This is a genomic window from Pseudescherichia sp. (assembly GCF_031979925.1).
Taxonomy (GTDB): Bacteria; Pseudomonadota; Gammaproteobacteria; order Enterobacterales; family Enterobacteriaceae; genus Pseudescherichia.
Genome location: NZ_DALZFB010000002.1, coordinates 132,471 through 155,714 on the forward strand (window position 1 = coordinate 132,471; position 23,244 = coordinate 155,714).

The 23,244-nt window shown below is 58.2% G+C and carries 24 protein-coding genes and 2 pseudogenes; 14 read left to right on the forward strand and 12 right to left on the reverse strand.

The genetic code is table 11. The features are described from left to right. Positions 1 to 4: 4 nt before the first annotated feature. Both RTM13_RS04020 and RTM13_RS04025 read left to right on the forward strand, forming a co-directional pair. Positions 5 to 211 (forward strand): annotated as a pseudogene (locus tag RTM13_RS04020) (hypothetical protein); the annotation flags it as partial. Beyond that, positions 208 to 602, forward strand: a pseudogene (locus RTM13_RS04025) (phage tail protein); the annotation flags it as partial. The pseudogenes RTM13_RS04020 and RTM13_RS04025, both read left to right, overlap by 4 nt. Positions 603 to 941: 339 nt before the next feature. Here the strand turns inward: RTM13_RS04025 and RTM13_RS04030 are convergent. Further along, positions 942 to 2,627: an aspartate:alanine antiporter gene (locus RTM13_RS04030; protein WP_312210331.1), complete on the reverse strand. Its 1,686-nt coding sequence runs from the start codon at positions 2,625 to 2,627 to the stop codon at positions 942 to 944. Positions 2,628 to 2,911: 284 nt separating this feature from the next. Between RTM13_RS04030 and RTM13_RS04035 the strand changes: the two genes are divergently transcribed. Further along, a complete protein-coding gene (locus RTM13_RS04035) occupies positions 2,912 to 3,283 on the forward strand; it encodes an inner membrane protein YbjM (protein ID WP_312210333.1) in 372 nt (123 codons plus the stop codon). Between the two features lie 15 nt (positions 3,284 to 3,298). Here the strand turns inward: RTM13_RS04035 and RTM13_RS04040 are convergent, their stop codons facing one another. After that, the gene (locus RTM13_RS04040; RefSeq protein WP_312210335.1) at positions 3,299 to 3,568 is read right to left on the reverse strand and encodes a GrxA family glutaredoxin; all 270 of its coding nucleotides are present in this window, start codon (positions 3,566 to 3,568) and stop codon (positions 3,299 to 3,301) included. A 175-nt stretch (positions 3,569 to 3,743) separates the two neighbouring features. Here RTM13_RS04040 and nfsA point away from each other — a divergent pair, with 175 nt between their 5' ends. From nfsA to rlmC, 9 genes are all read left to right on the forward strand, one after another. Beyond that, entirely contained in the window at positions 3,744 to 4,466 is a 723-nt protein-coding gene (nfsA, locus tag RTM13_RS04045; protein ID WP_312210337.1) for an oxygen-insensitive NADPH nitroreductase, read from the forward strand. Positions 4,467 to 4,542: 76 nt separating this feature from the next. After that, the gene (gene rimK / locus RTM13_RS04050) at positions 4,543 to 5,445 is read left to right on the forward strand and encodes a 30S ribosomal protein S6--L-glutamate ligase (protein ID WP_312210338.1); all 903 of its coding nucleotides are present in this window, start codon (positions 4,543 to 4,545) and stop codon (positions 5,443 to 5,445) included. An 87-nt stretch (positions 5,446 to 5,532) separates the two neighbouring features. Then, positions 5,533 to 6,012, forward strand: a complete 480-nt coding sequence (locus RTM13_RS04055) for a YbjN domain-containing protein (protein WP_312210340.1) — start codon at positions 5,533 to 5,535, stop codon at positions 6,010 to 6,012. 349 nt (positions 6,013 to 6,361) lie between these two features. Beyond that, positions 6,362 to 7,471, forward strand: coding sequence for a spermidine/putrescine ABC transporter substrate-binding protein PotF (gene potF, locus RTM13_RS04060; protein ID WP_312210342.1), 1,110 nt, complete (start codon positions 6,362 to 6,364; stop codon positions 7,469 to 7,471). Between the two features lie 89 nt (positions 7,472 to 7,560). Continuing rightward, on the forward strand, positions 7,561 to 8,694 hold the full coding sequence (gene potG / locus RTM13_RS04065; RefSeq protein ID WP_312210344.1) for a putrescine ABC transporter ATP-binding subunit PotG: 1,134 nt from the start codon (positions 7,561 to 7,563) through the stop codon (positions 8,692 to 8,694). A 9-nt stretch (positions 8,695 to 8,703) separates the two neighbouring features. Beyond that, positions 8,704 to 9,657: a putrescine ABC transporter permease PotH gene (gene potH, locus RTM13_RS04070; RefSeq protein ID WP_312210345.1), complete on the forward strand. Its 954-nt coding sequence runs from the start codon at positions 8,704 to 8,706 to the stop codon at positions 9,655 to 9,657. Continuing rightward, complete coding sequence (potI, locus tag RTM13_RS04075) at positions 9,654 to 10,499, forward strand: putrescine ABC transporter permease PotI (RefSeq protein ID WP_312210346.1); 846 nt, start codon at positions 9,654 to 9,656, stop codon at positions 10,497 to 10,499. Before potH ends, potI begins: the two co-directional genes overlap by 4 nt. Positions 10,500 to 10,577: 78 nt before the next feature. Next, a complete protein-coding gene (locus RTM13_RS04080) occupies positions 10,578 to 11,051 on the forward strand; it encodes a YbjO family protein (protein ID WP_312210347.1) in 474 nt (157 codons plus the stop codon). Positions 11,052 to 11,093: 42 nt separating this feature from the next. Beyond that, positions 11,094 to 12,227, forward strand: a complete 1,134-nt coding sequence (gene rlmC, locus RTM13_RS04085) for a 23S rRNA (uracil(747)-C(5))-methyltransferase RlmC (protein ID WP_312210348.1) — start codon at positions 11,094 to 11,096, stop codon at positions 12,225 to 12,227. A gap of 52 nt (positions 12,228 to 12,279) precedes the next feature. Here the strand turns inward: rlmC and artJ are convergent, their stop codons facing one another. The 6 genes from artJ to RTM13_RS04115 form a co-directional block, all read right to left on the reverse strand. Then, positions 12,280 to 13,011, reverse strand: coding sequence for an arginine ABC transporter substrate-binding protein ArtJ (gene artJ, locus RTM13_RS04090; RefSeq protein WP_312210350.1), 732 nt, complete (start codon positions 13,009 to 13,011; stop codon positions 12,280 to 12,282). A gap of 149 nt (positions 13,012 to 13,160) precedes the next feature. Then, positions 13,161 to 13,829, reverse strand: coding sequence for an arginine ABC transporter permease ArtM (gene artM, locus RTM13_RS04095; RefSeq protein ID WP_312210352.1), 669 nt, complete (start codon positions 13,827 to 13,829; stop codon positions 13,161 to 13,163). Beyond that, positions 13,829 to 14,545 (reverse strand): arginine ABC transporter permease ArtQ, encoded by a 717-nt coding sequence (gene artQ, locus RTM13_RS04100; RefSeq protein ID WP_312210354.1) that lies wholly within the window; start codon positions 14,543 to 14,545, stop codon positions 13,829 to 13,831. Before artQ ends, artM begins: the two co-directional genes overlap by 1 nt. 6 nt (positions 14,546 to 14,551) lie before the next feature. After that, positions 14,552 to 15,283, reverse strand: coding sequence for an arginine ABC transporter substrate-binding protein ArtI (gene artI, locus RTM13_RS04105; protein WP_312210356.1), 732 nt, complete (start codon positions 15,281 to 15,283; stop codon positions 14,552 to 14,554). 20 nt (positions 15,284 to 15,303) lie between these two features. Continuing rightward, entirely contained in the window at positions 15,304 to 16,032 is a 729-nt protein-coding gene (gene artP, locus RTM13_RS04110; protein WP_042392362.1) for an arginine ABC transporter ATP-binding protein ArtP, read from the reverse strand. Between the two features lie 144 nt (positions 16,033 to 16,176). After that, positions 16,177 to 16,695 carry a lipoprotein gene (locus tag RTM13_RS04115; protein ID WP_312210357.1) on the reverse strand — a complete coding sequence of 173 codons (519 nt, stop codon included), beginning with the start codon at positions 16,693 to 16,695 and terminating at the stop codon, positions 16,177 to 16,179. 108 nt (positions 16,696 to 16,803) lie between these two features. On the opposite strand from RTM13_RS04115, the gene RTM13_RS04120 reads away from it, so the two are divergent. After that, complete coding sequence (locus RTM13_RS04120) at positions 16,804 to 17,685, forward strand: N-acetylmuramoyl-L-alanine amidase (protein ID WP_312210359.1); 882 nt, start codon at positions 16,804 to 16,806, stop codon at positions 17,683 to 17,685. A gap of 2 nt (positions 17,686 to 17,687) precedes the next feature. Here RTM13_RS04120 and RTM13_RS04125 read toward each other — a convergent pair whose 3' ends face one another. From RTM13_RS04125 to poxB, 3 genes are all read right to left on the reverse strand, one after another. Next, positions 17,688 to 18,701 (reverse strand): NAD(P)-dependent oxidoreductase, encoded by a 1,014-nt coding sequence (locus tag RTM13_RS04125; RefSeq protein WP_312210361.1) that lies wholly within the window; start codon positions 18,699 to 18,701, stop codon positions 17,688 to 17,690. Positions 18,702 to 18,823: 122 nt separating this feature from the next. After that, the gene (gene ltaE / locus RTM13_RS04130) at positions 18,824 to 19,825 is read right to left on the reverse strand and encodes a low-specificity L-threonine aldolase (RefSeq protein WP_312210362.1); all 1,002 of its coding nucleotides are present in this window, start codon (positions 19,823 to 19,825) and stop codon (positions 18,824 to 18,826) included. Positions 19,826 to 19,863: 38 nt separating this feature from the next. Next, complete coding sequence (gene poxB, locus RTM13_RS04135; RefSeq protein WP_312210363.1) at positions 19,864 to 21,582, reverse strand: ubiquinone-dependent pyruvate dehydrogenase; 1,719 nt, start codon at positions 21,580 to 21,582, stop codon at positions 19,864 to 19,866. 149 nt (positions 21,583 to 21,731) lie between these two features. On the opposite strand from poxB, the gene RTM13_RS04140 reads away from it, so the two are divergent. Then, entirely contained in the window at positions 21,732 to 22,160 is a 429-nt protein-coding gene (locus tag RTM13_RS04140) for a DoxX family protein (RefSeq protein ID WP_312210364.1), read from the forward strand. Positions 22,161 to 22,269: 109 nt separating this feature from the next. On the opposite strand, the gene hcr is transcribed toward RTM13_RS04140, so the two are convergent. Further along, positions 22,270 to 23,238 carry an NADH oxidoreductase gene (gene hcr / locus RTM13_RS04145; protein WP_312210365.1) on the reverse strand — a complete coding sequence of 323 codons (969 nt, stop codon included), beginning with the start codon at positions 23,236 to 23,238 and terminating at the stop codon, positions 22,270 to 22,272. Positions 23,239 to 23,244: the final 6 nt, after the last annotated feature.

Here is a 23,244-nt window from a genome sequence, read left to right on the forward strand (position 1 = left end):
CGGCAGCCTGCCGGTCAGGGCATATCAGGTGCAGCCGGTGAAGACTGACAGCCCGCCGCCGGTGATCCGCTACGAAATTAATGCGCCGATTCATATCACCGCCCAGCCGGACATTGCCCGTGAAGTGGGGCGCCAGCTCGATGAGCGTGAGCGCCGGGCCAGGGCGAAGGCGCGCAGCAAGTACAGCGATCAGGGGGGATACGATTCATGATGATGGTGCTGGGTTTGTATGTTTTATGCTGCGCACCGTGCCGTATCAGGAGCTGCAGTATCAGCTCAGCTGGCGGCACGCGGTCAACAACCGGGTGAACCGCCGCCCGTCCACGCAGTTTCTTGGACCGGACAACGAATCCCTGACACTTTCTGGTGTGCTGCTGCCGGAAGTGACCGGTGGCAGGTTGTCACTGTTGGCGCTGGAGCAGATGGCGGAGCTGGGCAAAGCGTGGCCGCTTATTGAGGGCAGTGGGACTATCTACGGTATGTTTGTGATCGAGAACCTGAGCCAGACCAAAACGGAATTTTTTGAAAGCGGAATGCCCAGGCGGATTGAGTTCAGTCTGACCCTGAAACGGGTGGATGAGTCGCTGTTCGAAATGTTCGGTAAGCGGAAACTACATCTATGGTCCCAGGTATGGCGGTAAGTTTTGGATTAGTGGTGGTTATATCTACGGGCCTTCTGGGTTGGAACTGCCTTGGTTGTCGTAGCGCTGCCGCCACTCTGTCGCCATAAAAGGAATGGTTGGAGTCTAAGGGACTGATTATGAATAGGCAGAATTTCAGGCAATAAAAAACCCATCAACCTTGAACCAAAGATGGCGGGGTTGATGGGCTCCACAAAATGGGGACATCAAAGAAAAGCAGTGGCAATAGTTATGACTGGCACTTCTATAAAAAGTTCGCGTGATGCCAGAAAATTTTTACGCAACCGACTATCTTCAGAGTTATCCGAGGCCGGGCCAGATGATGACGATCAGCGTCCCGGCTAAGGTCAGCAACACGTTGGCGATGGCGTAGGTGCCCGCGTAGCCGAGCGCGGGAATGTTGCTCCGCGCGGTGTCGCTGATAATCTCCATCGCCGGGGCGCAGGTGCGTGCCCCCATCATCGCGCCGAAGAGCATGGCGCGGTTCATCCGCAGCACGTAGGCGCCGAACAGGAAGCAGATCACCACCGGTACGAGGCTCACCAACAGCCCGGCAACCAGCATCTGTCCGCCCACCGCGCCAAGGCCGTGGCCGATGCCGCTTCCGGCGCTCAGGCCGACGCCCGCCATAAAGACCATCAGGCCAAACTCCTTCACCATGTTCAGCGCCCCCTGAGGGATATAGCCAAAGGTAGGGTGGTTGGCACGCAGGAAGCCAAGCATGATCCCGGCAAACAGCAGGCCCGCCGCGTTACCGATACCGAAGCTAAACGAGCTGAACTGGAAGGTGATCATGCCGATCATCAGACCGACGATGAAGAAGGCGCAGAACGCCAGCAGGTCGGTCACCTGGCTGTGAATAGAGATAAAGCCGATACGGTCGGCGATGGTTTTTACCCGTCGTGCGTCGCCGCTCACCTGCAACACGTCACCTTTATTCAGCACGATGCTGTCGTCGATAGGCATCTCAATCTGGCTGCGGATCACCCGGTTCAGGAAGCAGCCGTGGTCGGTAAGCTTCAGCTGGGCGAGGCGGCGACCCACCACGTTGTGGTTCTTCACCACGATCTCTTCGGTGACGATACGCATGTCGAGCAGGTCGCGGTCAAAGACCTCTTTACCGTTACGGAAGCTGGGATCGAGGCGGGCATGGGCATCAGGGTAGCCCACCAGCGAGATCTCATCTCCCATCTGTAAAACTGCATCGCCGTCCGGCGTCGCCAGAATGCCGTTGCGACGAATACGCTCGATGTAGCAGCCGGTCTGACGGTAGATCCCCAGCTCGCGCAGGTTTTTACCGTCGGCCCACGCCACCAGCTCCGGGCCAACGCGGTAGGCGCGGATCACCGGCAGGTAGACCTTGCGGTTGGCGTCGGTGTCGAGACCGCGCTCGCGGGCGATCTGCTGGGCGCTGGTCTGGAGATCCTGATGCTGTAGCTTCGGCATATAGCGCGCGCCGAAAATCAGGCTAACCAGCCCGATAAGATAGGTCAGGGCGTAGCCGAGGCTGAGGTGATCCAGCGCGGTGGTGAGCTGACTGCTGGGCATGCCCAAATGGCGTAGCGTATCCCCCGCACCCACCAGCACCGGCGTAGAGGTCATCGATCCGGCCAGCATCCCGGCGGTGAGGCCGATATCCCAGCCGAACAGTTTGCCCAGCCCCAGCGCAATCAGCAGCGCGCTGCCGACCATCACCAGCGCCAGCATCAGGTAATTCTTGCCGTCGCGAAAGAAAATTGAAAAAAAGTTGGGTCCGGCTTCCACGCCCACGCAAAAAATAAACAGCATAAAACCCAGATTCAGGGCGTCAGTGTTAATGGCGAAATGCTGCTGGCCTAATAATAGCGAAACCACTAAAACGCCAATGGAATTACCGAGTTGTACCGAGCCTAACCGTAATTTTCCGAGGCACAGGCCCAGCGCCAGCACCACAAATAATAACAGTATGTAATTCCCATTTAACAAATCTGCGACGTTTATATTCACGGAGGCTAACTTCTTGTTTACTAGTAAGCTGTTGAAAGAAATGATGATTTACGCTAATGTTTTTCTTAAGGCAGCGGGCCTGAGCGTCATGCTGCTGCAAAATAAAACAATGACCGCAAAACAGATCAGGCCGTTAGTTTAATCGTATTGATAAACAACGGCTAGCTAAGAATCGCGCATTCGCGTGGGTGCTTTTTTGGCAAGGATTGCCACACTGCTTTATCAAACCGAACGTTCCTTTGGGGCGAAGAAATGTTCGATAGAGGCGATGTCAGGAGGATTATTTGAAGTCTAAACGTGGTTGGGCGGGCGCTTTTTGCTGCTTCCTGCTTTTTATTGTGGTCTACCTGTCACATATATTGAACGTGAGAGGGGCCTTCCAGCCTGCCGGCCATCCTGAGCTGGGGCTGCTCTTTTTTATCATTCCCGGCGCGGTGGCCAGCTTTATCTCAACAAAACGTCGCGTGGTGTTGCCGGTAGTTGGCGCAATGCTGGGGGCAACGGTCTGCTTCGTGCTGATGCTGCTCTTCATGACGCCGATACGCTCTGTCTGGCAGGAGATGGCGTGGCTGTTTAGCGCAGTGTTCTGGTGCGCGCTGGGGGCGCTCTGCTATCTGTTTATTCGTAGCCTGCTGGTGAGGCGGGGGCGCGGTTAACGCCCCCGGACGTGCTTACTGCTCGGCAAAGAGACCCAGATGCGCTTTGGCATAGGCTTCAAAGTCGGTGCAGCCACCGATGTGCTTCTGATCGAGGAAGATCTGCGGCACGGTCTCAACGGGCTTGCCTACGGTCTTTTCCAGATCGGCTTTGGTGATCCCTTCCGCATGGATATCGACATAGCGATAGCTAAAGTCGTCACGCTCGGCACTCAGTTTATCTGCCAGCTCTTTTGCGCGTACGCAATAGGGACAGCCAGGGCGTCCAAAGATTACAGCAAACATACTCTCTCCTTAACGTTAAGCCAGATAATGATTAGGGGTATCATGCCGATTACCTCAGGTAATAGAAAGAAGGTTTTGCCTGTCGTTTCGATGCCATAAGGCTATGTTTCACCAAATCATCCGCAAAAAAATCACCTATAATGCCGGTTTAAATGACACTGCCAGAGAAAATCAGATGACCCCAACTATCGATCTGCTGCGTGCCCATCGCTCAATCCGCCACTTCACTCAGGAACCTATCAGCCAGGCGCAGCGCGAAGCGATTATCGCGTCGGCGCAGGCGGCCTCCAGCTCCAGCTTCCTGCAGTGCTCCTCAATTATTCGTGTAACCGATCCGGCCCTGCGCGAGCAGTTTGTGGCGCTGACCGGGGGCCAGCAGCATATCGCCCAGGCCTCGGAGTTTTGGGTATTCTGCGCCGACTTCAATCGTCATCTGCAAATCTGCCCTGATGCGCAGCTGGGCCTTGCCGAGCAGCTCCTGTTGGGCGTGGTGGATACATCCCTGATGGGGCAGAACGCGCTGGTGGCTGCTGAATCCCTGGGACTGGGCGGCGTCTATATCGGCGGCATCCGCAACAGCATTGAAGAGGTGACCGCGCTGCTTGGCCTGCCGCAGCATGTGCTGCCGCTGTTTGGCCTCTGCCTCGGCTGGCCAGCGGATAACCCGGATGTGAAACCGCGCCTGCCTGCCACGATGGTGGTGCATGAGAACCGCTATCAGCCGGTAGATGCCGACGTGCTGGCGCGGTATGACGAAGAGCTGGCGGAGTACTATATGACCCGCGGCAGCAACAACCGTCGCGATACCTGGAGCGATCATATCCGCCGCACCATCATTAAAGAGAACCGTCCGTTTATTCTTGACTATCTGCATAAGCAGGGCTGGGCAACGCGATAAATCCCGTTCATCCTGCGTCTCGCTGCGTGTATGATAGCGGGGCAGCTGTGACACTGTCATTGTAGAGAGGTGCAGGGTGAAAATTGCCATTTTGTCCCGGGATGGAACGCTCTATTCGTGTAAACGTCTGCGTGACGCGGCGCAGCAGCGGGGCCATACGATCGAGATCCTCGATCCGCTCTCCTGCTATATGAACATCAGCCCGGCAGCCTCATCGATCCACTACCAGGGCCGCCAGCTCCCTTACTTTGATGCCGTGATCCCGCGCATTGGCTCCGCCATTACCTTCTACGGTACGGCGGCGCTGCGCCAGTTCGAGATGCTCGGCAGCTACCCCCTCAACGAATCCGTCGCCATTACCCGTGCCAGAGACAAGCTGCGCTCGCTGCAGCTGCTGGCGCGTCAGGGGATCGATCTCCCGGTTACCGGCATCGCCCACTCACCGGATGACACCAGCGATCTCATCGACATGGTCGGCGGCGCGCCGCTGGTGGTCAAACTGGTGGAGGGTACTCAGGGTATCGGCGTAGTGCTGGCGGAGACACGCCAGGCGGCAGAGAGCGTGATTGACGCCTTTCGCGGCCTGAACGCCCACATCCTGGTGCAGGAATACATTAAAGAGGCGAAGGGGTGCGACATTCGCTGCCTGGTGGTGGGGGATGAGGTGGTTGCCGCTATCGAGCGGCGGGCGAAAGAGGGCGATTTCCGCTCCAACCTGCACCGGGGCGGCGTGGCGACGGTGGCCAACATTACCCTGCGCGAGCGGGAGATGGCCCTGCTAGCGGCGCGCACCCTGGGGCTGGACGTCGCCGGGGTGGATATTCTCCGAGCCGATCGCGGGCCGCTGGTGATGGAGGTCAACGCCTCGCCGGGCCTTGAGGGCATTGAGAAGACCACCGGGGTGGACATCGCCGGGAAGATGATTGCCTGGATCGAGCAGCAGGCGACCCCCGGCTTTTGTCTGAAAACGGGCGGCTAGGCGCTTTTCCGGCAGTATAAATGGTATACAGGGCGTTTTTTGCGTAAGCTATGCCCGCAAATTTTTCTACAGAGGTCACCCCCTATTATGGATTCACTCGTCGTACCCAGTCTGGACACCTTGCGTCATTGGCTTGACGAGCTGGGCATCAGTTTTTATGAGTGTGACACCTGCCAGGCGCTACACCTGCCGCATATGCAAAACTTTGACGGCATCTACGACGCCAAGATCGATCTGGTTGATGATATTGTTCTCTTCTCGGCGATGGCAGAGGTTAAGCCTACTGCGCTGCTGGCGCTGGCGGCCGATCTCTCTGCGATTAACGCCAGCTCGCTGACGATAAAAGCCTTCCTCGACATCCAGGATGATAATCTGCCGAAGCTGGTGGTGTGCCAGTCTCTGTTCGCCGCTCCTGGAGTGAATCTCAAGCAGTTTGCCTGGTTTATGCGTCACAGCGAAGAGCAGGTTTCTATGGTGATTCTGGAAGCCTGCGCGCAGCAGCTGCTGTTTAATGCAGAAGAAGACGAGGCGGTCGCCGGTGAAACGGTGCGCAATTTTCTTCACTAAACCCACATGACATAAGCGCAGTCGCTGCCATAGCGGCTGCAATCTTCCCCGCTTTTATTCTGCATTTCCTGCCCCCTGCCAGTTTTATTCACCGCCATGATGGCGCTATCGGACGATGGCATAGACAAATAGTGAATAAAAAATTGATAAAACCCGGTTTTTTACCTGACCTATAGCCTCTAACCCTGGCTACAGTTATTCTTGCGCTGCTTTAAAAAGCTTGCAGCGTCTGCCGGGTGGCGTCTCATACCCGAAGCTGTGCAGAGTGATAAAGTATGCACGATTCTTGCATATCTTTAATGCGTACATTTAGTTCGTCTACGCACGAACTTTCCAGAAGGAATGAGATATGACCACCCTGAGTAAAAAATGGTTGTCTGGTCTGGTTGCGGGTGCCCTGATGGCGGTCTCCGCCGGCACGCTGGCCGCTGAGCAGAAGACGCTGCACGTGTATAACTGGTCTGACTATATTGCCCCGGACACGGTGGCAAACTTTGAAAAAGAGACCGGTATCAAGGTTGTTTACGACGTGTTTGACTCCAATGAGGTGCTGGAAGGCAAACTCATGGCGGGCAGCACCGGTTTCGATCTGGTAGTGCCTTCCGCCAGCTTCCTGGAGCGTCAGCTGACCGCAGGCGTGTTCCAGCCGCTGGATAAGAGCAAGCTGCCAAACTGGAAGAACATGGATCCAGAAGTGCTCAAGCTGGTGGCGAAGCACGATCCTGATAACCAGTACGCGATGCCGTACCTGTGGGCCACCACCGGTATTGGCTATAACGTCGATAAGGTAAAAGCCGTGCTGGGCGACGTGCCGATCGATAGCTGGGATGTGGTGCTGAAGCCGGAAAACCTTGAGAAGCTGAAGAGCTGCGGCGTCTCCTTCCTTGATGCGCCGGAAGAGATCTTCGCTACCGTGCTGAACTATCTGGGCAAAGATCCCAACAGCACCAAAGCGGACGACTATACCGGCCCGGCGACCGATCTGCTGCTGAAGCTGCGTCCAAATATCCGCTACTTCCACTCCTCCCAGTACATTAACGATCTGGCCAACGGCGACATCTGCGTAGCCATCGGCTGGGCAGGAGATGTCTGGCAGGCGGCGAACCGGGCGAAAGAGGCGAAAAACGGCGTTAACGTCTCCTATATCATTCCGAAAGAGGGGGCGCTGGCCTTCTTTGACGTCTTCGCCATGCCGAAAGATGCCAAAAACAAAGAGGAAGCCTATCAGTTCCTCAACTACCTGATGCGTCCGGACGTTATCGCCCACATCAGCGACCACGTCTTCTACGCTAACGGCAACAAGGCTTCCGTACCGCTGATCAGCGCCGAAGTACGCGAAAACCCGGCGATCTTCCCACCGGCTGACGTCTTCGCCAAGCTCTTTACCCTCAAGGTGCAGGAGCCGAAAATCGATCGCGTAAGAACCCGCGCGTGGACCAAAGTGAAGAGCGGTAAATAAGACCGTATCCGGTGGCGTTCGCGCCACCGGACATCAGGCACCGTTTTAGTGCATATGCACCTGTTTATCTGTATGCCGGAGAGCATCCCGTGAATGACGCAACCCCCCGCCCACAGGCGAAACCTCGTAAGGCGCTGACGCCGCTGCTGGAAATTCGTAACCTGACCAAATCCTTTGATGGTCAACACGCCGTGGATGACGTCAACCTGACCATCTACAAGGGTGAGATTTTTGCCCTGCTGGGCGCGTCCGGCTGCGGGAAATCGACCCTGCTGCGTATGCTGGCGGGCTTCGAGCAGCCCACCACCGGGCAGATTATGCTGGACGGCGTCGATCTGGCCCACGTTCCGCCCTATCTGCGCCCTATCAATATGATGTTCCAGTCCTACGCGCTCTTCCCGCACATGACCGTGGAGCAGAACATCGCCTTCGGCCTGAAGCAGGACAAGCTGCCGAAGGCGGAGATTGCCAGCCGGGTAGCGGAGATGCTGGGCCTCGTGCACATGAGCGAGTTTGCCAGGCGTAAGCCGCATCAGCTCTCCGGCGGTCAGCGTCAGCGCGTGGCCCTGGCCCGTAGCCTGGCGAAAAGGCCGAAGCTGCTGCTGCTCGACGAACCCATGGGCGCGCTGGATAAGAAGCTGCGCGACCGGATGCAGCTGGAGGTGGTCGACATTCTTGAACGGGTAGGGGTGACCTGCGTGATGGTGACCCACGATCAGGAAGAGGCGATGACTATGGCCGGGCGTATCGCGATCATGAACCGCGGTAAGTTTGTGCAGATTGGCGAGCCGGAGGAGATCTACGAGCATCCGACGACCCGCTACAGCGCGGAGTTTATCGGTTCGGTGAACGTCTTCGAAGGGCTGCTGAAGGAGCGCCAGGAGGATGGGCTGGTGATTGACTCGCCGGGGCTGATGCATCCTCTGAAGGTCGATCCGGATGCGTCGGTGGTGGACAACGTGCCGGTCTACGTGGCCCTGCGCCCGGAGAAGATCATGCTCTGCGATGAGCCACCTGCTGACGGCTATAACTTTGCCGTGGGTGAAGTGGTGCACATTGCCTACCTTGGCGATCTCTCTATCTACCACGTTCGCCTGAAGAGCGGGCAGATGATCAGCGCCCAGTTACAGAATGAACATCGCTACCGCAAAGGCCTGCCAACGTGGGGCGATGAGGTGCGCCTCTGCTGGGACGCCGACAGCTGCGTTGTGCTAACGGTTTAAGGAGCGGTGATGAGTACATTAGAACCCCCGGCCCGCGTGGAAAAAACGTCCCGCTTTACCCTCTGGCTGGCGCGGATGCAGATGAAGCACGGGCGCAAGCTGGTGATCGCGCTGCCCTACATCTGGCTGTCGCTGCTGTTTTTACTGCCGTTTCTCATCGTCTTTAAAATCAGCCTGGCCGAGATGGCGCGAGCGATCCCGCCCTATACCGATCTGATGGAGTGGGCCGACGGCCAGCTCTCGATCACCCTTAACCTGGGGAACTTCCTCCAGCTCACGGACGATCCGCTCTACTTCGAGGCCTATCTGCAATCGTTGCAGGTAGCGGGCATCTCAACGCTGTTCTGTCTGCTGCTGGGCTATCCGCTGGCCTGGGCGGTGGCGCACAGCAAGCCCTCGACGCGCAACATCCTGCTGCTGCTGGTGATCCTGCCGTCGTGGACCTCGTTCCTGATCCGCGTCTACGCCTGGATGGGGATCCTGAAAAATAACGGCGTGCTGAATAACTTCCTGCTCTGGCTGGGAGTCATCGACCAGCCGCTGACCATTCTGCACACCAACCTCGCGGTCTATATCGGCATCGTCTACGCCTATCTGCCGTTTATGGTGCTGCCCATCTACACCGCCCTGACGCGCATCGACTACTCGCTGGTTGAAGCCTCGCTGGATCTCGGTGCGCGGCCGCTGAAGACCTTCTTCAGCGTGATCGTGCCCCTGACCAAGGGTGGAATTATCGCAGGCTCGATGCTGGTGTTTATCCCGGCGGTGGGTGAGTTCGTGATCCCGGAACTGCTCGGCGGCCCGGACAGCATCATGATCGGTCGCGTGCTGTGGCAGGAGTTCTTTAACAACCGCGACTGGCCGGTGGCCTCGGCGGTGGCGATTATTATGCTGCTGCTGCTCATTGTGCCCATCATGTGGTTCCATAAACATCAGAGCAAAGGCACGGGAGACCACGCATGAACAACTTACCGGTAGTGCGTTCGCCGTGGCGGATCATGATCCTTGTCCTTGGCTTCACCTTCCTTTATGCGCCAATGCTGATGCTGGTGATCTACTCCTTCAACAGCTCGAAGCTGGTGACGGTGTGGGCCGGATGGTCCACGCGCTGGTATAGCACGCTGTTCCACGACGATGCGATGATGAGCGCGGTAGGGCTGAGCCTGACCATTGCCGCCTGCGCGGCGACGATGGCGGTGATCCTCGGCACCATCGCTGCCGTGGTGATGGTGCGCTTCGGCCGCTTTCGCGGGGCAAACGGCTTTGCCTTTATGATCACCGCCCCGCTGGTGATGCCCGACGTGATCACCGGCCTGTCGTTGCTGCTGCTGTTTGTCGCCCTGGCCCACGCTATCGGCTGGCCGGCGGATCGCGGCATGCTCACCATCTGGCTGGCCCACGTCACCTTCTGTACCGCCTACGTGGCGGTGGTGATCTCCTCCCGCCTGCGCGAGCTGGATCGCTCCATTGAGGAGGCGGCGATGGATCTTGGTGCCACCCCGGTAAAGGTCTTCTTTATCATTACCCTGCCGATGATCATGCCAGCGGTGATCTCTGGCTGGCTGCTGGCCTTTACCCTGTCGCTGGACGATCTGGTGATCGCCAGCTTTGTCTCCGGGCCGGGGGCCACCACGCTGCCGATGCTGGTCTTCTCCAGCGTGCGCATGGGGGTGAATCCGGAGATCAACGCCCTGGCGTCGATTATTCTCGGCGTGGTAGGAATTGTTGGTTTTATCGCCTGGCTATTGATGGCCCGCGCAGAAAAGCAACGAACGCGCGATATCCAGCGTGCAAGACAGGGGTGATCCCACTAAAATTTGCTGAGGTCATGGGTCACAGGTGCCGCGCCGGTCGCGGCATCGTTTCGCAGGGAAGGCTACGCAGTGGGATTTTTCAATAAAACGCAGCAGGGCCATGCGCGTCTTAACGTGCCAGCGCTGGTACAGGTGGCGGCTATCGCTATTATTGCGATCCGCTGCCTCGACCTGCTGCTGCTGTTTAACCTGCTGGGGCTGCGCGGGACGCTCGACTTTATCCACCGTAGCGCCCAGACCTGGAGCCTGACGCTGGTTTTTCTCGGCAGCCTGCTGCTGCTGTTTCTGGAGTTTCTCTGCGCCTTCTCGGTAGTGAAAGGCCGCAACTGGGCGCGCTGGCTCTACCTTCTGACCCAGGTGGTGGCCGCAGGCTATCTGTGGGCGGCCTCGCTGGGCTATGGCTACCCGGAGCTGTTCAGCATTGCCGGTGGTTCGAAGCGGGAGATCTTCCGCTCGCTGGTGATGCAGAAGCTGCCGGATATGCTGGTGCTTGGTCTGCTGTTTATCCCATCGCCCTGTAGACGCTTTTTCCGCTTCCAGTAACGGTGGTACAATCCCCGCCCCGCAAAAAAGAAGGTTTCTATCATGCAGTGCGCCCTTTATGACGCCGGTCGCTGTCGCTCCTGTCAATGGATCGACCAGCCGGTCCCACAGCAGCTTGCCATGAAGATGGCGAGCCTGCGTACGCTGCTGGACGGTCTGCCGGTCGCCGAGTGGTGCACGCCAGTGGGCGGCCCGGAGCAGGGGTTCCGCAACAAGGCCAAGATGGTGGTGAGCGGCAGCGTAGAGAAACCGCTGCTGGGGATGCTGCACAGGGACGGTTCGCCGGAGGATCTTACAGATTGTCCGCTCTATCCGGCGTCGTTCTATTCAGTGTTTGCTGCCCTGAAGCCCTTTATTGCCCGGGCGGGCTTAACGCCCTATAACGTGGCGCGCAAACGTGGGGAGCTGAAATACCTGCTGCTCACCGAAAGCCAGCTCGACGGCGGCCTGATGCTGCGCTTTGTGCTGCGTTCAGAGGCCAAGCTCGAACAGCTTCGCGCCGCGCTGCCTGCGTTACAGGCCGGGCTGCCGCAGCTGAAGGTGATCTCGGTAAACATCCAGCCGGTGCATATGGCGATTATGGAGGGGGAGCAGGAGATCTGGCTCACCGACCAGCGGGCGCTGGCGGAGCGCTTTAACGGCGTGCCGCTGTGGATCCGCCCCCAGAGCTTCTTCCAGACCAACCCCAGCGTGGCGGCGAGCCTCTACGCCACTGCCCGCGACTGGGTGCGGGCGCTACCGGTGAAGCATATGTGGGATCTCTTCTGCGGCGTGGGCGGCTTTGGCCTGCACTGCGCGACGCCGGAGATGACGCTGACCGGGATCGAGATCGCTCCGGAAGCTATCGCCTGCGCGAAGCAGTCTGCTGAAGAGCTGGGCCTGCATAATGTGCATTTCCAGGCGCTGGACTCGACCGCATTCGCCACGGGGCAGGGGGCGGTGCCAGATCTGGTGCTGGTCAACCCGCCGCGGCGTGGCATCGGCAAGCCGCTGTGCGACTACCTGAGTGCCATGGCTCCGCAATGGATTATCTACTCCAGCTGTAACGCCGAGACGATGGCGAAGGATATTCGCGAGCTGCCAGGATACCGCATCGAACGCGTGCAGCTGTTCGATATGTTCCCGCATACGGCGCATTATGAGGTGTTAACGTTGTTGGTGCGGGAAGTAGAGTAGAATTTGTAGGCCCGGTAAGCGAGAGCGCCACCGGGCGTTTATCAAATACTTATTACTGCGGGAACCATTGGTCGCTGATTTTCTGATAGGTGCCGTCGGCTTTGATGGCCGCCAGGGCAGCGTTCAGTTTTTCCAGCAGGGCTTTGTTATCCGGACGCACCGCGATGCCAAGGCCGGTACCAAAGTACTGCGCGTCGGTCACCTTCGGCGTGGCGGTACCCAGCTGCGGGTTGTTCTTCAGCCACTCGTTCACTACCGCAGTATCCCCGAATACGCCGTCGATACGGCCATTTTTCAGGTCAAGGATCGCGTTCTGGTAGCTGTCATAGGCCACGGTCTTCACTTCCGGATGCTTATCCTGGAGGAACTTCTGATGGGTCGTTCCGTTCTCCATGCCGATGCGCTTGCCTTTCAGATCCTCAAAGGATTTAAACGCGTCTTTCTTAGCAATCACCACCGCCGAGTTGGCGTAGTACGGGTCGGTGAAGGAGACCTGCTTGCTACGCTCTGGGGTGATGTCCATGCCGGATATCACCGCGTCATACTTCTTGAACTTCAGCGCCGGGATCAGCGAGTCAAAAGCATGGTTGGTGAAGGTGCAGTCGGCCTGCATCTGTTTGCAGAGGGCTTTTGCCAGATCGATATCAAAGCCAACGATCTGGTTGCTGGCATCCAGCGACTCAAACGGCGGGTAGGTGGCAGAGGAGCCGAAGCTGATCTTATCTGCTGCGCTGGCACCGGCGGCGAAGGTGGCGAGGATGGCGGCCAGAATTAACTTTTTCATTATGGAACTCCTGTCTGTCAATCTTATAGTTTTTTACCGTGTCTGCGGCATGGAGTTACAATGCCATCTAATGAATGGATATGCAATATTATTGATTAATTATATTTATGCCGACGTAAAAAAGGCGGGTTGCCCCGCCTCAAAGAGTTTTAGTTGCGTCGCTCGAACGCCAGCGCCCGCCGCTCGATAAGCCGCATCAGCAGCGTCAGCAAGCCGTTGACTACCAAATAGATAATCCCCGCCGCGCCGAAAACCATCACGTCGTAGGTGCGACCGTAAAGCAGCTGTCCGTGCCCCATCACCTCCATCAGCGTGATGGTGTAGGCCAGGGAGGTACTTTTGAATACCAGCACCACTTCGTTGGAGTAGGAGGAGAGGGCGCGTTTAAAGGCGTACGGCAGCAGGATCGCCAGCGTATCCTTCTTGCTCATCCCCAGCGCGCCGCAGGATTGCCACTGCCCCTCAGGGATCGCCCGAATAGCGCCGTAGAAGAGCTGGGTGGTGTACGCGGCGCTGTTCAACGACAGGGCGATCAGCGCGCAGAGCCACGGCTCGGAGAGCAGGTGCCACAGCCACGGATACGCCTGGATCGACGGGAACTGCCCCGGCCCGTAGTAGATCAGGAAGATCTGCACCAGCAGCGGCGTACCGGTAAAGAGCGTGATGTAGCCGCGCACAATCCACACCAGACCCGGCGTTTTTAGCGTCAGAACGATAGTGAAAATCAGGGAGAGGATCAGCGCCACCACAATCGACGCCACGGTGAGCGTCAGGCTGGTGTGCAGCCCCTTCATCAGTTCCGGTAAATACTCGAGCATCAGCCTGGCCTCCGTTCGAAACGTGTCGCGCGTTGGTCAATGCGTTTGAGAATGTACTGACTGAGAAGCGTAATCACCAGGTAGATTGCCGCCGCCACCAGAAACCAGGTAAACGGCTCCTGGGTACGGGTCGCGATGCTGCGGGTTTGCAGCATGAGATCGTTAACGCTGATCAGCGACACCAGCGCCGTATCTTTCAGCAGCACCAGCCACTGGTTGCCCAGCCCCGGCAGAGCGTGACGCCACATCTGCGGCATCACCAGGCGGAAAAAGATAGCGCTTTTAGACAGCCCCAGCGCCTGGCCGGACTCCCACTGGCCCTGCGGCACAGCCTTCAGCGCCCCACGCAGGGTCTGAGAAGCATACGCGGCATAGAGCAGGGAGAGGGCAATCACCCCGCACAGGAACGGACTGACGTCGAAGTTTTCAATCTGCATCTGCACCGGGATCTGCGCAAACCCAAGGTTGAGGGTAAAGCCATCCGAAAGCATCAGCAGCAGCTGTGACGAACCAAAATAGATAAAGAGCACCACCAGAATTTCCGGCAGGCCACGCAGGATGGTCACCAGCCCTGAGCCGAGCCATGCAACAGGACGCCACTTAACGGACTCCCAGACGGCAAAGAGCATAGCGAGCACCAGGCCAATGGCCAGGGCGCAAACGGCAAGGCCGACGGTCATCCCGGCGGCGCTTGCTAAAGGAAAAAGTTCATTCATCAAGGATTACTTCTGGAACCATTTTTTGTAGATGGTTTCGTAGGTACCATCCTGCTTCACTTTTTCCAGCGCGGTATTAAATTTCTGCTGCAGGTCGGTATTGCCCTGACGTACCGCAATGCCCAGACCCGTGCCGAAATACTCTTTATCCGTCACCTTATCACCCACCGCAGCCAGCTTGTCGTTGGCCTTCAGCCACTCGGTCACCACTGCGGTATCGCCGAACACGGCGTCAATACGGCCGTTCTGCAGATCCAGACGCGCGTTCTGGTAGCTGTCGTACGGCACGGTAGTAATTTCCGGATGCTTGTCGGTAATGAATTTCTGGTGTGTGGTGCCGTTCTGCACGCCGACGCGTTTGCCTTTCAGCGCATCGATGCCGGTAAATTTACCCTGCTGGCCGATAAACAGCGCTGAGTTGTCGTAGTACGGGTTAGTGAACAGAACCTGTTTCTGACGCTCTGGCGTGATATCCATCCCCGCCATCACCGCATCGAAGCGGCGGAACTTCAGGCTTGGGATCAGGCTGTCAAACGCCTGGTTAGTGAACGTACAGGTCGCATCAATCTCTTTACACAGCGCGTTCGCCAGATCGACATCGAAGCCAACAATTTTGTTATTGGCATCGGTGGATTCGAACGGAGGGTAGCTCGCTTCGGTGGCGAAACGAATGGTTTGGGCTGCTGTAGCAGAGAGGCTAACGCTGGCCAGCAGCGCGGCAATCAATACTTTTTTCATTGTCACTTCCCAAAAAAATATCAGTGAGATAAGTAGTTTTTAAACGCATCGGTCTGCGGTGCGGTAAAGGTGCTGGCATCGCCCTGTTCGACGATATAGCCATTTTCCATATAGACCACACGACTGGCGGTTTTACGCGCCACTTCCACTTCGTGAGTCACGATAACCTGGGTAATTTTGGTCTGGGCCAGCTCGCGGATGATGCTGACGATCTGTGCGGTGATCTCGGGATCCAGCGCGGCCGTCGGTTCATCAAACAGCAGCACCTGCGGCTCCATCATCAGCGCCCGGGCAATGGCCACGCGCTGCTGCTGACCGCCGGAGAGGTGCAGCGGATAGCGGTCGCTGTAGGGTTTCAGGCGCAGGCGCTCTAAAAGCTTATCGGCACGGGCGTGTGCCTGCTCTTTGCTCAGGCCCAGCACGCGGCAGGGCGCTTCAATCAGGTTCTGCACCACGGTCAGGTGTGGCCAGAGGTTGTACTGCTGAAACACCATGCCGACGTTTTGCCGCAGCTCGCGGATCGCTTTGTCAGAGGGCGTTTTGGCAAAATCGAAATTGTTACCGGCGATGCTTAACGTACCGGAGCGTGGCATCTCCAGCAGGTTGAGCACCCGCAGCAGCGAGCTCTTGCCCGCGCCGCTTGGGCCAAGCAGCACCAGCGTCTCGCCCTCAGGGCAGTCGAGTGTGATGTCAAACAGCGCCTGATGTGCGCCGTAGAAGCAGTTAATGCCGTTTAATTTAATACTCATCGAGGCAATCTGATAGCTATTGAGGCCGCAAATAGTAACGTTGACAGAATAGTTATGCAATATTTATGCGTTAAAACTTAACTACAGGCCGTATTCCACCTTAAAAATAGCACAAAATCGCGGAGGTCCGGCCTGCACAGAGTATTAGCGATGCTCGATTGATTGACGCAGAGAGCCTGCCGGGGCATGAACGCTGCCGCCGAGATAGCGCACGTCATCAACTGCCCAGCACTGGCCTTCACGCACCATCAGCACCTCATCCTGCCAGCGCTGGCTGCCCTGGGTCAGCTCTACGCGCAGAGGAATATTACGCGCGTCGGTGTTGGGAATGGTTGAGGCGCTGGCCACCGTGGCCGTTTGGGCTGGTGTGGTACGGCTGGAGAAGGGATCGGCGCTCAGCAGGGCGCTGTTGCGGCTGTCGCGGGAGGCGGCGGTCAGCATGGCGGCCAGATCGTCGCTGAGGTAGGGGCGCAGCGCAGTCAGATCGTTACTGCGGTGCTGGATACGGTAGTCGTAAAACTGCTGCGCCACGGCATCAGGACCGCCTGCCACGCAGGGGCCGCTACGCGTACCGATATCCTTAAACGCGGGCGTCACGGGCGTGGTACAGGCTGAGAGCACCAGCGCACAGGGTGCAATGACGGATAAAAGAGAGTAGCGCATAATGATTTCCTTATAAGCTAACGAAATGTGTATAGTTTTATCAATCATAGCCCTGGCTGTTTGATTATGCATCGCTTGTGGCATCGAAGGTTAAAAAGGAGAGTAAAGATGCAGCTATTCCCCGCCCCTATGCCTCAGCCAGCGTGGCAACGCTTCTGGCTGCTGGTGTTGGCCCTGCTGCTTACCGCCTGTGCGAGTAAGAAGAGCGAGATAAGCGATAAAAGCGTGGTTAAAAAGGTGGGCTATGAGCTGGATACCCAGCGTCAGGCCCAGGCTGCTTACCCCAGAATCAAAGTACTGGTGATCCACTACACGGCGGGCGACTTCGATACCTCTCTGGCAACCCTGACGGATAAAAATGTCAGCTCGCACTACCTGATCCCCGAACATCCGCCGGTTCATAACGGCAGGCCGCGCATCTGGCAGCTGGTGCCTGAGGATCAGCTGGCGTGGCACGCTGGAGTGAGCTATTGGCGGGGCGCAACGCGGATTAACGATACCTCAATCGGCATTGAGTTAGAGAACCACGGCTGGCAGAAGATAGGCAGAGATAAAGATTTTACCCCCTTCGCGGCGGATCAGATTGCCGCCTTGATCCCGCTGGCAAAGGATATCATTAATAGTTACAACATACTTCCTGTTAACGTCGTGGCCCACTCGGACGTTGCGCCTCAGCGTAAGGTCGATCCCGGGCCGCTCTTTCCGTGGCGTGAACTGGCTGCGCAGGGAATTGGAGCCTGGCCCGACGCCCAACGTGTGACCTTCTACCTCAACGGCCGCGCGCCTTCTGAAAGAGTCGATAGCGCAGCGCTGCTGGATGTGCTCTACCGCTACGGCTATGAGGTTGTACCAGGCATGACGATTGCCCAGCAGAAGAGGGTGATTATGGCCTTCCAGATGCACTTCCGCCCGGCGCGCTACGACGGCGTCGCCGACGCGGAAACCCTGGCCATTGCCAACGCGCTGCTGGAAAAATATGGGCAGGGCTAAGCTCAGCGGTGCAGCTTACCATGATCCTTTAGCCACAGAGCGGTGCGCCGGATCCCCTCATCGAGCGTAACCAGCGGAGCATAGCCCAGTTCGTCGCGGGCGCGGGTCGTGTCGAGGGTAAAGTCAAAATTAAGCTTCGATACGCCGTAGTGGGTCAACGCCGGCTCTTTGGCCCGCTTGTCACCGAAGCGCTCCAGGCTACGAGCAATAATATCCAGCATCGGGTAGGGCACCGAGCGGATGCGGCAGTGGATCTCCAGCTCGTCAATCAGCCGCTGCACGATGCTGCGCAGGGTGCGGCGTTCGCCGTTGGTAATGTTGTAGGCGCGGCCGGAGGGCAGTCCATCACAGCTCTCCTGGCTGGCGAGCCACATGGCATGAACGGCGTTCTCAAAATAGGTCATATCCACTAAGGCATCCCCACCGCGCGGTAGCAGCACGCTGCGGTAGTGGTGCATCATCTGCGCCAGCCGGGGAATAAAGACCTTATCGTGCGGGCCAAACAGGCTCTGCGGCCGCAGAATGGTAAAGCGGGTGTTGGGGTTCGCCTGGGCCAGAAGCTGGATCACCTCTTCGGCCGCGGCTTTGCTGCGGGCAAACTCGTTGGCAAAGCGCGCCGGGCGAAAGTTCTCGTCGATATCATGATGGTGGTGATAGTCGAAATAGAGCGACGGGGAGGAGACGTGGATAAAGTTGCGTACGCCCCAGGCCACAGCCCACTCGCCGAGGCGGCGGGTCGCCCGCACGTTGGCGAGGTCGAACGCCTCCTGAGTGCCCCAGGGTGAGGTGAAGCTGGAGCAGTGCCAGAGCGTGTCAACGCCGGCCAGCATCACCTTTGCCTGCGAGGAGACCAGCTCGGTGAGATCGGCATGGACGAACTCCGCGCCCATCTTTTGCAGCAGCTTGCCCATCGCCTCATTGCGACCGCTTGCTCTGACGCTCACGCCTCTCTGACGCAGATACTCGACCGCGTTGCGACCTAAACCGCTGGTTGCGCCGGTGACCAGAACCTTCATAGCAATCCACTGTGTTGAAAAGAATTTCGTGCGCATTCTTCCGTGAATTACGCCGCTATGCAATGGAAAGATGACAGATTAAAGCCCGTTTTCAGACTTTATCTGTCAAATATTCTACGTTCTTAACGTTTCAGGAATGCCTGCCAGTGGCTAACCAGCTCTTCCAGCTGCGCACGGCTCACGTCGAGATGAGTTACGATTCGGGTGATGGGCGAGGCGTTAAGCAGCACGCCGCGCGCCTGCATAAACTCGCCGAGGGCCGCAGCGTTCGGCTCGCCTACGCGAACAAAGAGCATATTGGTATCGTGACGCATGACGTTCGCGCCAATCTCCTGCAGCTGGGCGGCCAGCCAGGCGGCGTTGGCGTGATCCTCTTTCAGGCGCTCAACGTTGTTTTTCAGCGCATAGAGTCCTGCCGCCGCCAGGATCCCCGCCTGGCGCATGCCGCCGCCGGTCATCTTCCGCCAGCGGTTAGCGCGCTTGATGTACTCATGGCTGCCAACCAGCAGCGAGCCAACCGGCGTGCCGAGGCCCTTTGAGAGGCAGATGGTGAAGGTATCGCAGTACTGGGTAATCTCTTTTAACGCACAGCCATACTCGACCACCGCGTTAAAGATGCGCGCGCCGTCAACGTGCAGGGCCAGGCCTTTCTCACGGGTAAAGTTCCACGCGTCTTCAAGGTAACCGCGGGGCAGCACCTTGCCATTGTGGGTGTTCTCTAAGCTCAGCAGGCGAGTACGGGCGAAGTGGATATCGTCCGGCTTGATCTTTGCTGCCACCTTATCCAACGGTAGAGAGCCGTCCGGGCTGGCGTCGATGGGCTGCGGCTGAATGCTGCCCAGCACCGCTGCGCCGCCGGCCTCGTAGAGATAGTTATGCGCCCCCTGACCGACGATATACTCCTCGCCGCGCTCGCAGTGGCTGAGCAGCGCCACCAGGTTGGCCTGGGTGCCGGTAGGCAGAAACAGCGCCGCCTCTTTGCCCGAAAGCTCGGCGGCGTAGCGTTGCAGCTCATTAACGGTGGGATCGTCACCATAGACGTCGTCCCCGACCGGGGCGGCCATCATTGCTTCCAGCATGGCGCGGCTCGGGCGGGTAACGGTATCACTACGTAAATCTATCACGGCACTTCCTTATCAGGTTCAGGATCGTGCCATCTGTTTTACCTGAGCCAGTTGGTTTTCGCCAGCTCCACAACTTCGTCCCCGCGACCGTTAATGATGGCGCGTAGCATATAGAGACTGAAGCCTTTGGCCTGCTCAAGCTTGATTTGCGGCGGAATAGAGAGCTCCTCTTTTGCCACCGTCACGTCGACCAGCACCGGCCCTTCGGTGGCAAAGGCGCGCTGTAGTGCGCTGTCAACGTCGGCGGATTTCTCGACGCGGATGCCGGTAATGCCGCAAGCCTCGGCGATACGGGCAAAGTTGGTCTCATGCAGATCGGTACCGTCCGTCAGGTAGCCCCCGGCCTTCATCTCCATTGCCACAAAGCCCAATACGCTGTTGTTAAAGACGATGATTTTTACCGGCAGATTCATCTGCGCCAGCGAGAGAAAATCGCCCATCAGCATGCTGAAGCCGCCGTCGCCGCACATCGCCACCACCTGGCGCTCGGGATGCGTCGCCTGTGCGCCCAGCGCCTGCGGCATGGCGTTGGCCATCGAGCCGTGGTTGAACGAGCCAAGCAGACGGCGTTTGCCGTTCATCTTCAGATAGCGTGCGGCCCACACTGTAGGCGTCCCCACGTCGCAGGTGAAGATAGCGTCGTCATCGGCGAAGTCGCTGATCCGCTGGGCCAGATACTGCGGGTGAATGACCTTGCTGCTGGGCTTCGCCAGATCGTCCAGCCCCTTGCGCGCATCGCGGTAGTCTTCCAGCGCTTTATCAAGGAAGCGGCGGTCGGTTTTCTCCTCCAGATGCGGTAGCAGGGCGGCCAGCGTGGCTTTGATATCGCCTACCAGCGCCATATCGACCCTGCTATGCGCGCCAATGCTGGCCGGGTTGATATCGATCTGGATGATTTTGGCATCGGTGGGGTAGAAGGCCCGGTAGGGGAACTGGGTGCCGAGCAGCACCACCGTGTCAGCGTTCATCATGGCATGGAAGCCGGAGGAGAAGCCGATCAGCCCGGTCATGCCCACGTCGTAAGGGTTGTCGTACTCCACATGCTCCTTGCCACGCATGGCATGGATAATCGGTGCCTTCAGCTTTTCCGCGAAGGCGAGCAGCTCGTCATGCGCTCCGGCACAGCCGCTGCCGCACATCAGGGCGATATTGCTGGAGTAGCGCAGCAGCTGGGCAAGCTTGTGCAGCTCGGTTTCGGCAGGGGTGACCACCGGCCGCGGGGCGCTGTACCAGTGGCTGCTGGCGCTTTCAGGCGCAGGCTTCAGCGCCACGTCGCCGGGCAGGACGATCACCGAGACGCCGCGATTGAGGATCGCCTTACGCATGGCGATGGCTAACACCTGCGGGATCTGCTCCGGGCTGGAGACCAGCTCGCAGTAGTGGCTGCATTCGCGGAACAGCTCCTGCGGGTGGGTCTCCTGGAAGTAGCCGCTGCCGATTTCGCTGGAGGGGATGTGTGCCGCAATGGCTACCACCGGCACGTGGTTGCGGTGGCAGTCAAAGAGGCCGTTTATCAGATGCAGGTTGCCTGGGCCGCATGAGCCTGCACATACCGCCAGCTCGCCCGTCAGCTGCGCTTCTGCCCCGGCGGCAAAGGCGGCTACCTCCTCATGACGGGTCGACATCCACTCAATGGTGCCCATCTTGTTCAGGCTATCGCTCAGGCCATTCAGTGAATCGCCGGTAACGCCCCAAATGCGTTTTACCCCGGCCTGCTCCAGCGTTTTTGCGATATAGGCAGCGACGGTTTGTTTCATCTCTTCATCTCCATTTTGTGATGTTGGTAACAAGCTTAGATGAAAAAGAGAAAACGAAGCGCCGTTGCCCCTTTATTTGCTGGGGCTTTTCGGTCACTAAACGTAAGATGATTTTTGCCGATGGGTAATAAAAACAGGAATCATTTCAAATGGTTAAATCAATGTTAAATGCGGTTAATAGAATGTGTGCACATGAAGATGCGGGCCGTTTTTTACTGCGTCTGGTGGTCGGCGGGCTGATGCTGTTTCACGGCCTGCACAAGCTGATTGACGGCGTGGACGGCATCAGCGGCATGCTGGTGGCGAAAGGTCTGCCGGGGTTTATCGCCTATGGCGTGCTGGTTGGGGAGGTAGTGGCACCCGTATTAATCATTCTGGGGATCTTCACCCGCCCGGCGGCGCTGGTACTGGCCTTTACGATGATTGTCGCCTGGATGATGGTGGGGGTGAATATCACCGGGCAGCTGGATAAAACCGGTGCCTGGGCGATCGAGAGCATGGTCTACTTCTTTATTGCGGCGCTGGCGGTGGCCTTTTTAGGGGCCGGACGCTACTCCATTGCGCCAAAGTATTCGTAACTTTATATGTGGACACCGCTACGCCGGGCGGCACTGCGTTTGCCCGGCCTACAATGGGCACGATGTAATTTGTAGGCCCGGCAAGCGTTAGCGTCGCCGGGCGTTTACCTTACGCTAACACCAAATCGCTCTCTGGCTGGCAGGAGCAGGCCAGCACATAACCCTCGGCAACTTCGGCATCCGTCAGCGTCATGGTGCTGGTCACCGAATACTCTCCGGCAACCACCTTCGTTTTACAGCAGCCACACACGCCCGCCCGGCAGGCCACGTTAACCGGCACCTTGTTGCTCTCCATCGCTTCCAGCAGGGTGGTACCGACCGGGGCGTAGAACTCCCGTGCCAGCTGCAGGGCACTGATCTTCAGACCGCTGCTGGCCGCCGCTGCGACCGGCACAAAGAACTGCTCTTTGTAGAAGCGCGTCACGCCCAGTGCCTTCACCGCGCTTTCCACCCACTCCATGTAGGGGGCAGGACCGCAGGTCATCACGGTACGCGAGGCGAGATCCGGCACGCTCTGCAGCAGCTCGGTGGTCAAACGACCGGTGATAAACCCGATAGTGGCGTTGTGCTCTGCCAGCAGGGTGACCGGATAGACACGCCACTCATCGGCGAAGATCACATCCTGCGGCGAGCGCACGCTAAAGATAGTCTGCACGTCAGCCTGCGGGCGGTGTTTTGCCAGCCAGCGGCGCATCGACATAATCGGCGTAACGCCGCAGCCCGCCGCCAGCAGCAGCACACGGTCGGTGGGCTTATCGTCACAGGTAAACTCACCCTGCGCGTCAGAGAGCCAGATATAGTCCCCGCGCTTCACCTCCCGCGTCAGCCACTGGGATCCCACGCCATCGTCAAGACGCCGGACGGTCAGCGTAATGTACTCGCTTACCCCCGGCGTGGAGGAGAGGGTATAGGCGCGCAGAGTATCGGCGGCGTTGCCGATGCTGACCAGCGCATACTGTCCGGCGCGGTACGGATAGTAGTCGTGGCACAGCAAGGAGAGGGTCCACACATCCGGCGTCTCCTGATGAATATGGTGAACCTGCATCCGCCACGGACATTGTGAGGTTGGCATCGTCATCGTCTA

What these genes read in the sequence shown, in the direction of transcription:
- RTM13_RS04040 (WP_312210335.1), bottom strand. Translation starts at nt 3,568, where the DNA reads ATGTTTGCTGTAATCTTTGGACGCCCTGGCTGTCCCTATTGCGTACGC.
- nfsA (WP_312210337.1), top strand. Translation starts at nt 3,744, where the DNA reads ATGACCCCAACTATCGATCTGCTGCGTGCCCATCGCTCAATCCGCCAC.
- RTM13_RS04055 (WP_312210340.1), top strand. Translation starts at nt 5,533, where the DNA reads ATGGATTCACTCGTCGTACCCAGTCTGGACACCTTGCGTCATTGGCTT.
- potF (WP_312210342.1), top strand. Translation starts at nt 6,362, where the DNA reads ATGACCACCCTGAGTAAAAAATGGTTGTCTGGTCTGGTTGCGGGTGCC.
- potH (WP_312210345.1), top strand. Translation starts at nt 8,704, where the DNA reads ATGAGTACATTAGAACCCCCGGCCCGCGTGGAAAAAACGTCCCGCTTT.
- potI (WP_312210346.1), top strand. Translation starts at nt 9,654, where the DNA reads ATGAACAACTTACCGGTAGTGCGTTCGCCGTGGCGGATCATGATCCTT.
- rlmC (WP_312210348.1), top strand. Translation starts at nt 11,094, where the DNA reads ATGCAGTGCGCCCTTTATGACGCCGGTCGCTGTCGCTCCTGTCAATGG.
- artJ (WP_312210350.1), bottom strand. Translation starts at nt 13,011, where the DNA reads ATGAAAAAGTTAATTCTGGCCGCCATCCTCGCCACCTTCGCCGCCGGT.
- artM (WP_312210352.1), bottom strand. Translation starts at nt 13,829, where the DNA reads ATGCTCGAGTATTTACCGGAACTGATGAAGGGGCTGCACACCAGCCTG.
- artQ (WP_312210354.1), bottom strand. Translation starts at nt 14,545, where the DNA reads ATGAATGAACTTTTTCCTTTAGCAAGCGCCGCCGGGATGACCGTCGGC.
- artI (WP_312210356.1), bottom strand. Translation starts at nt 15,283, where the DNA reads ATGAAAAAAGTATTGATTGCCGCGCTGCTGGCCAGCGTTAGCCTCTCT.
- artP (WP_042392362.1), bottom strand. Translation starts at nt 16,032, where the DNA reads ATGAGTATTAAATTAAACGGCATTAACTGCTTCTACGGCGCACATCAG.
- RTM13_RS04115 (WP_312210357.1), bottom strand. Translation starts at nt 16,695, where the DNA reads ATGCGCTACTCTCTTTTATCCGTCATTGCACCCTGTGCGCTGGTGCTC.
- RTM13_RS04120 (WP_312210359.1), top strand. Translation starts at nt 16,804, where the DNA reads ATGCAGCTATTCCCCGCCCCTATGCCTCAGCCAGCGTGGCAACGCTTC.
- RTM13_RS04125 (WP_312210361.1), bottom strand. Translation starts at nt 18,701, where the DNA reads ATGAAGGTTCTGGTCACCGGCGCAACCAGCGGTTTAGGTCGCAACGCG.
- poxB (WP_312210363.1), bottom strand. Translation starts at nt 21,582, where the DNA reads ATGAAACAAACCGTCGCTGCCTATATCGCAAAAACGCTGGAGCAGGCC.
- RTM13_RS04140 (WP_312210364.1), top strand. Translation starts at nt 21,732, where the DNA reads ATGGTTAAATCAATGTTAAATGCGGTTAATAGAATGTGTGCACATGAA.
- hcr (WP_312210365.1), bottom strand. Translation starts at nt 23,238, where the DNA reads ATGACGATGCCAACCTCACAATGTCCGTGGCGGATGCAGGTTCACCAT.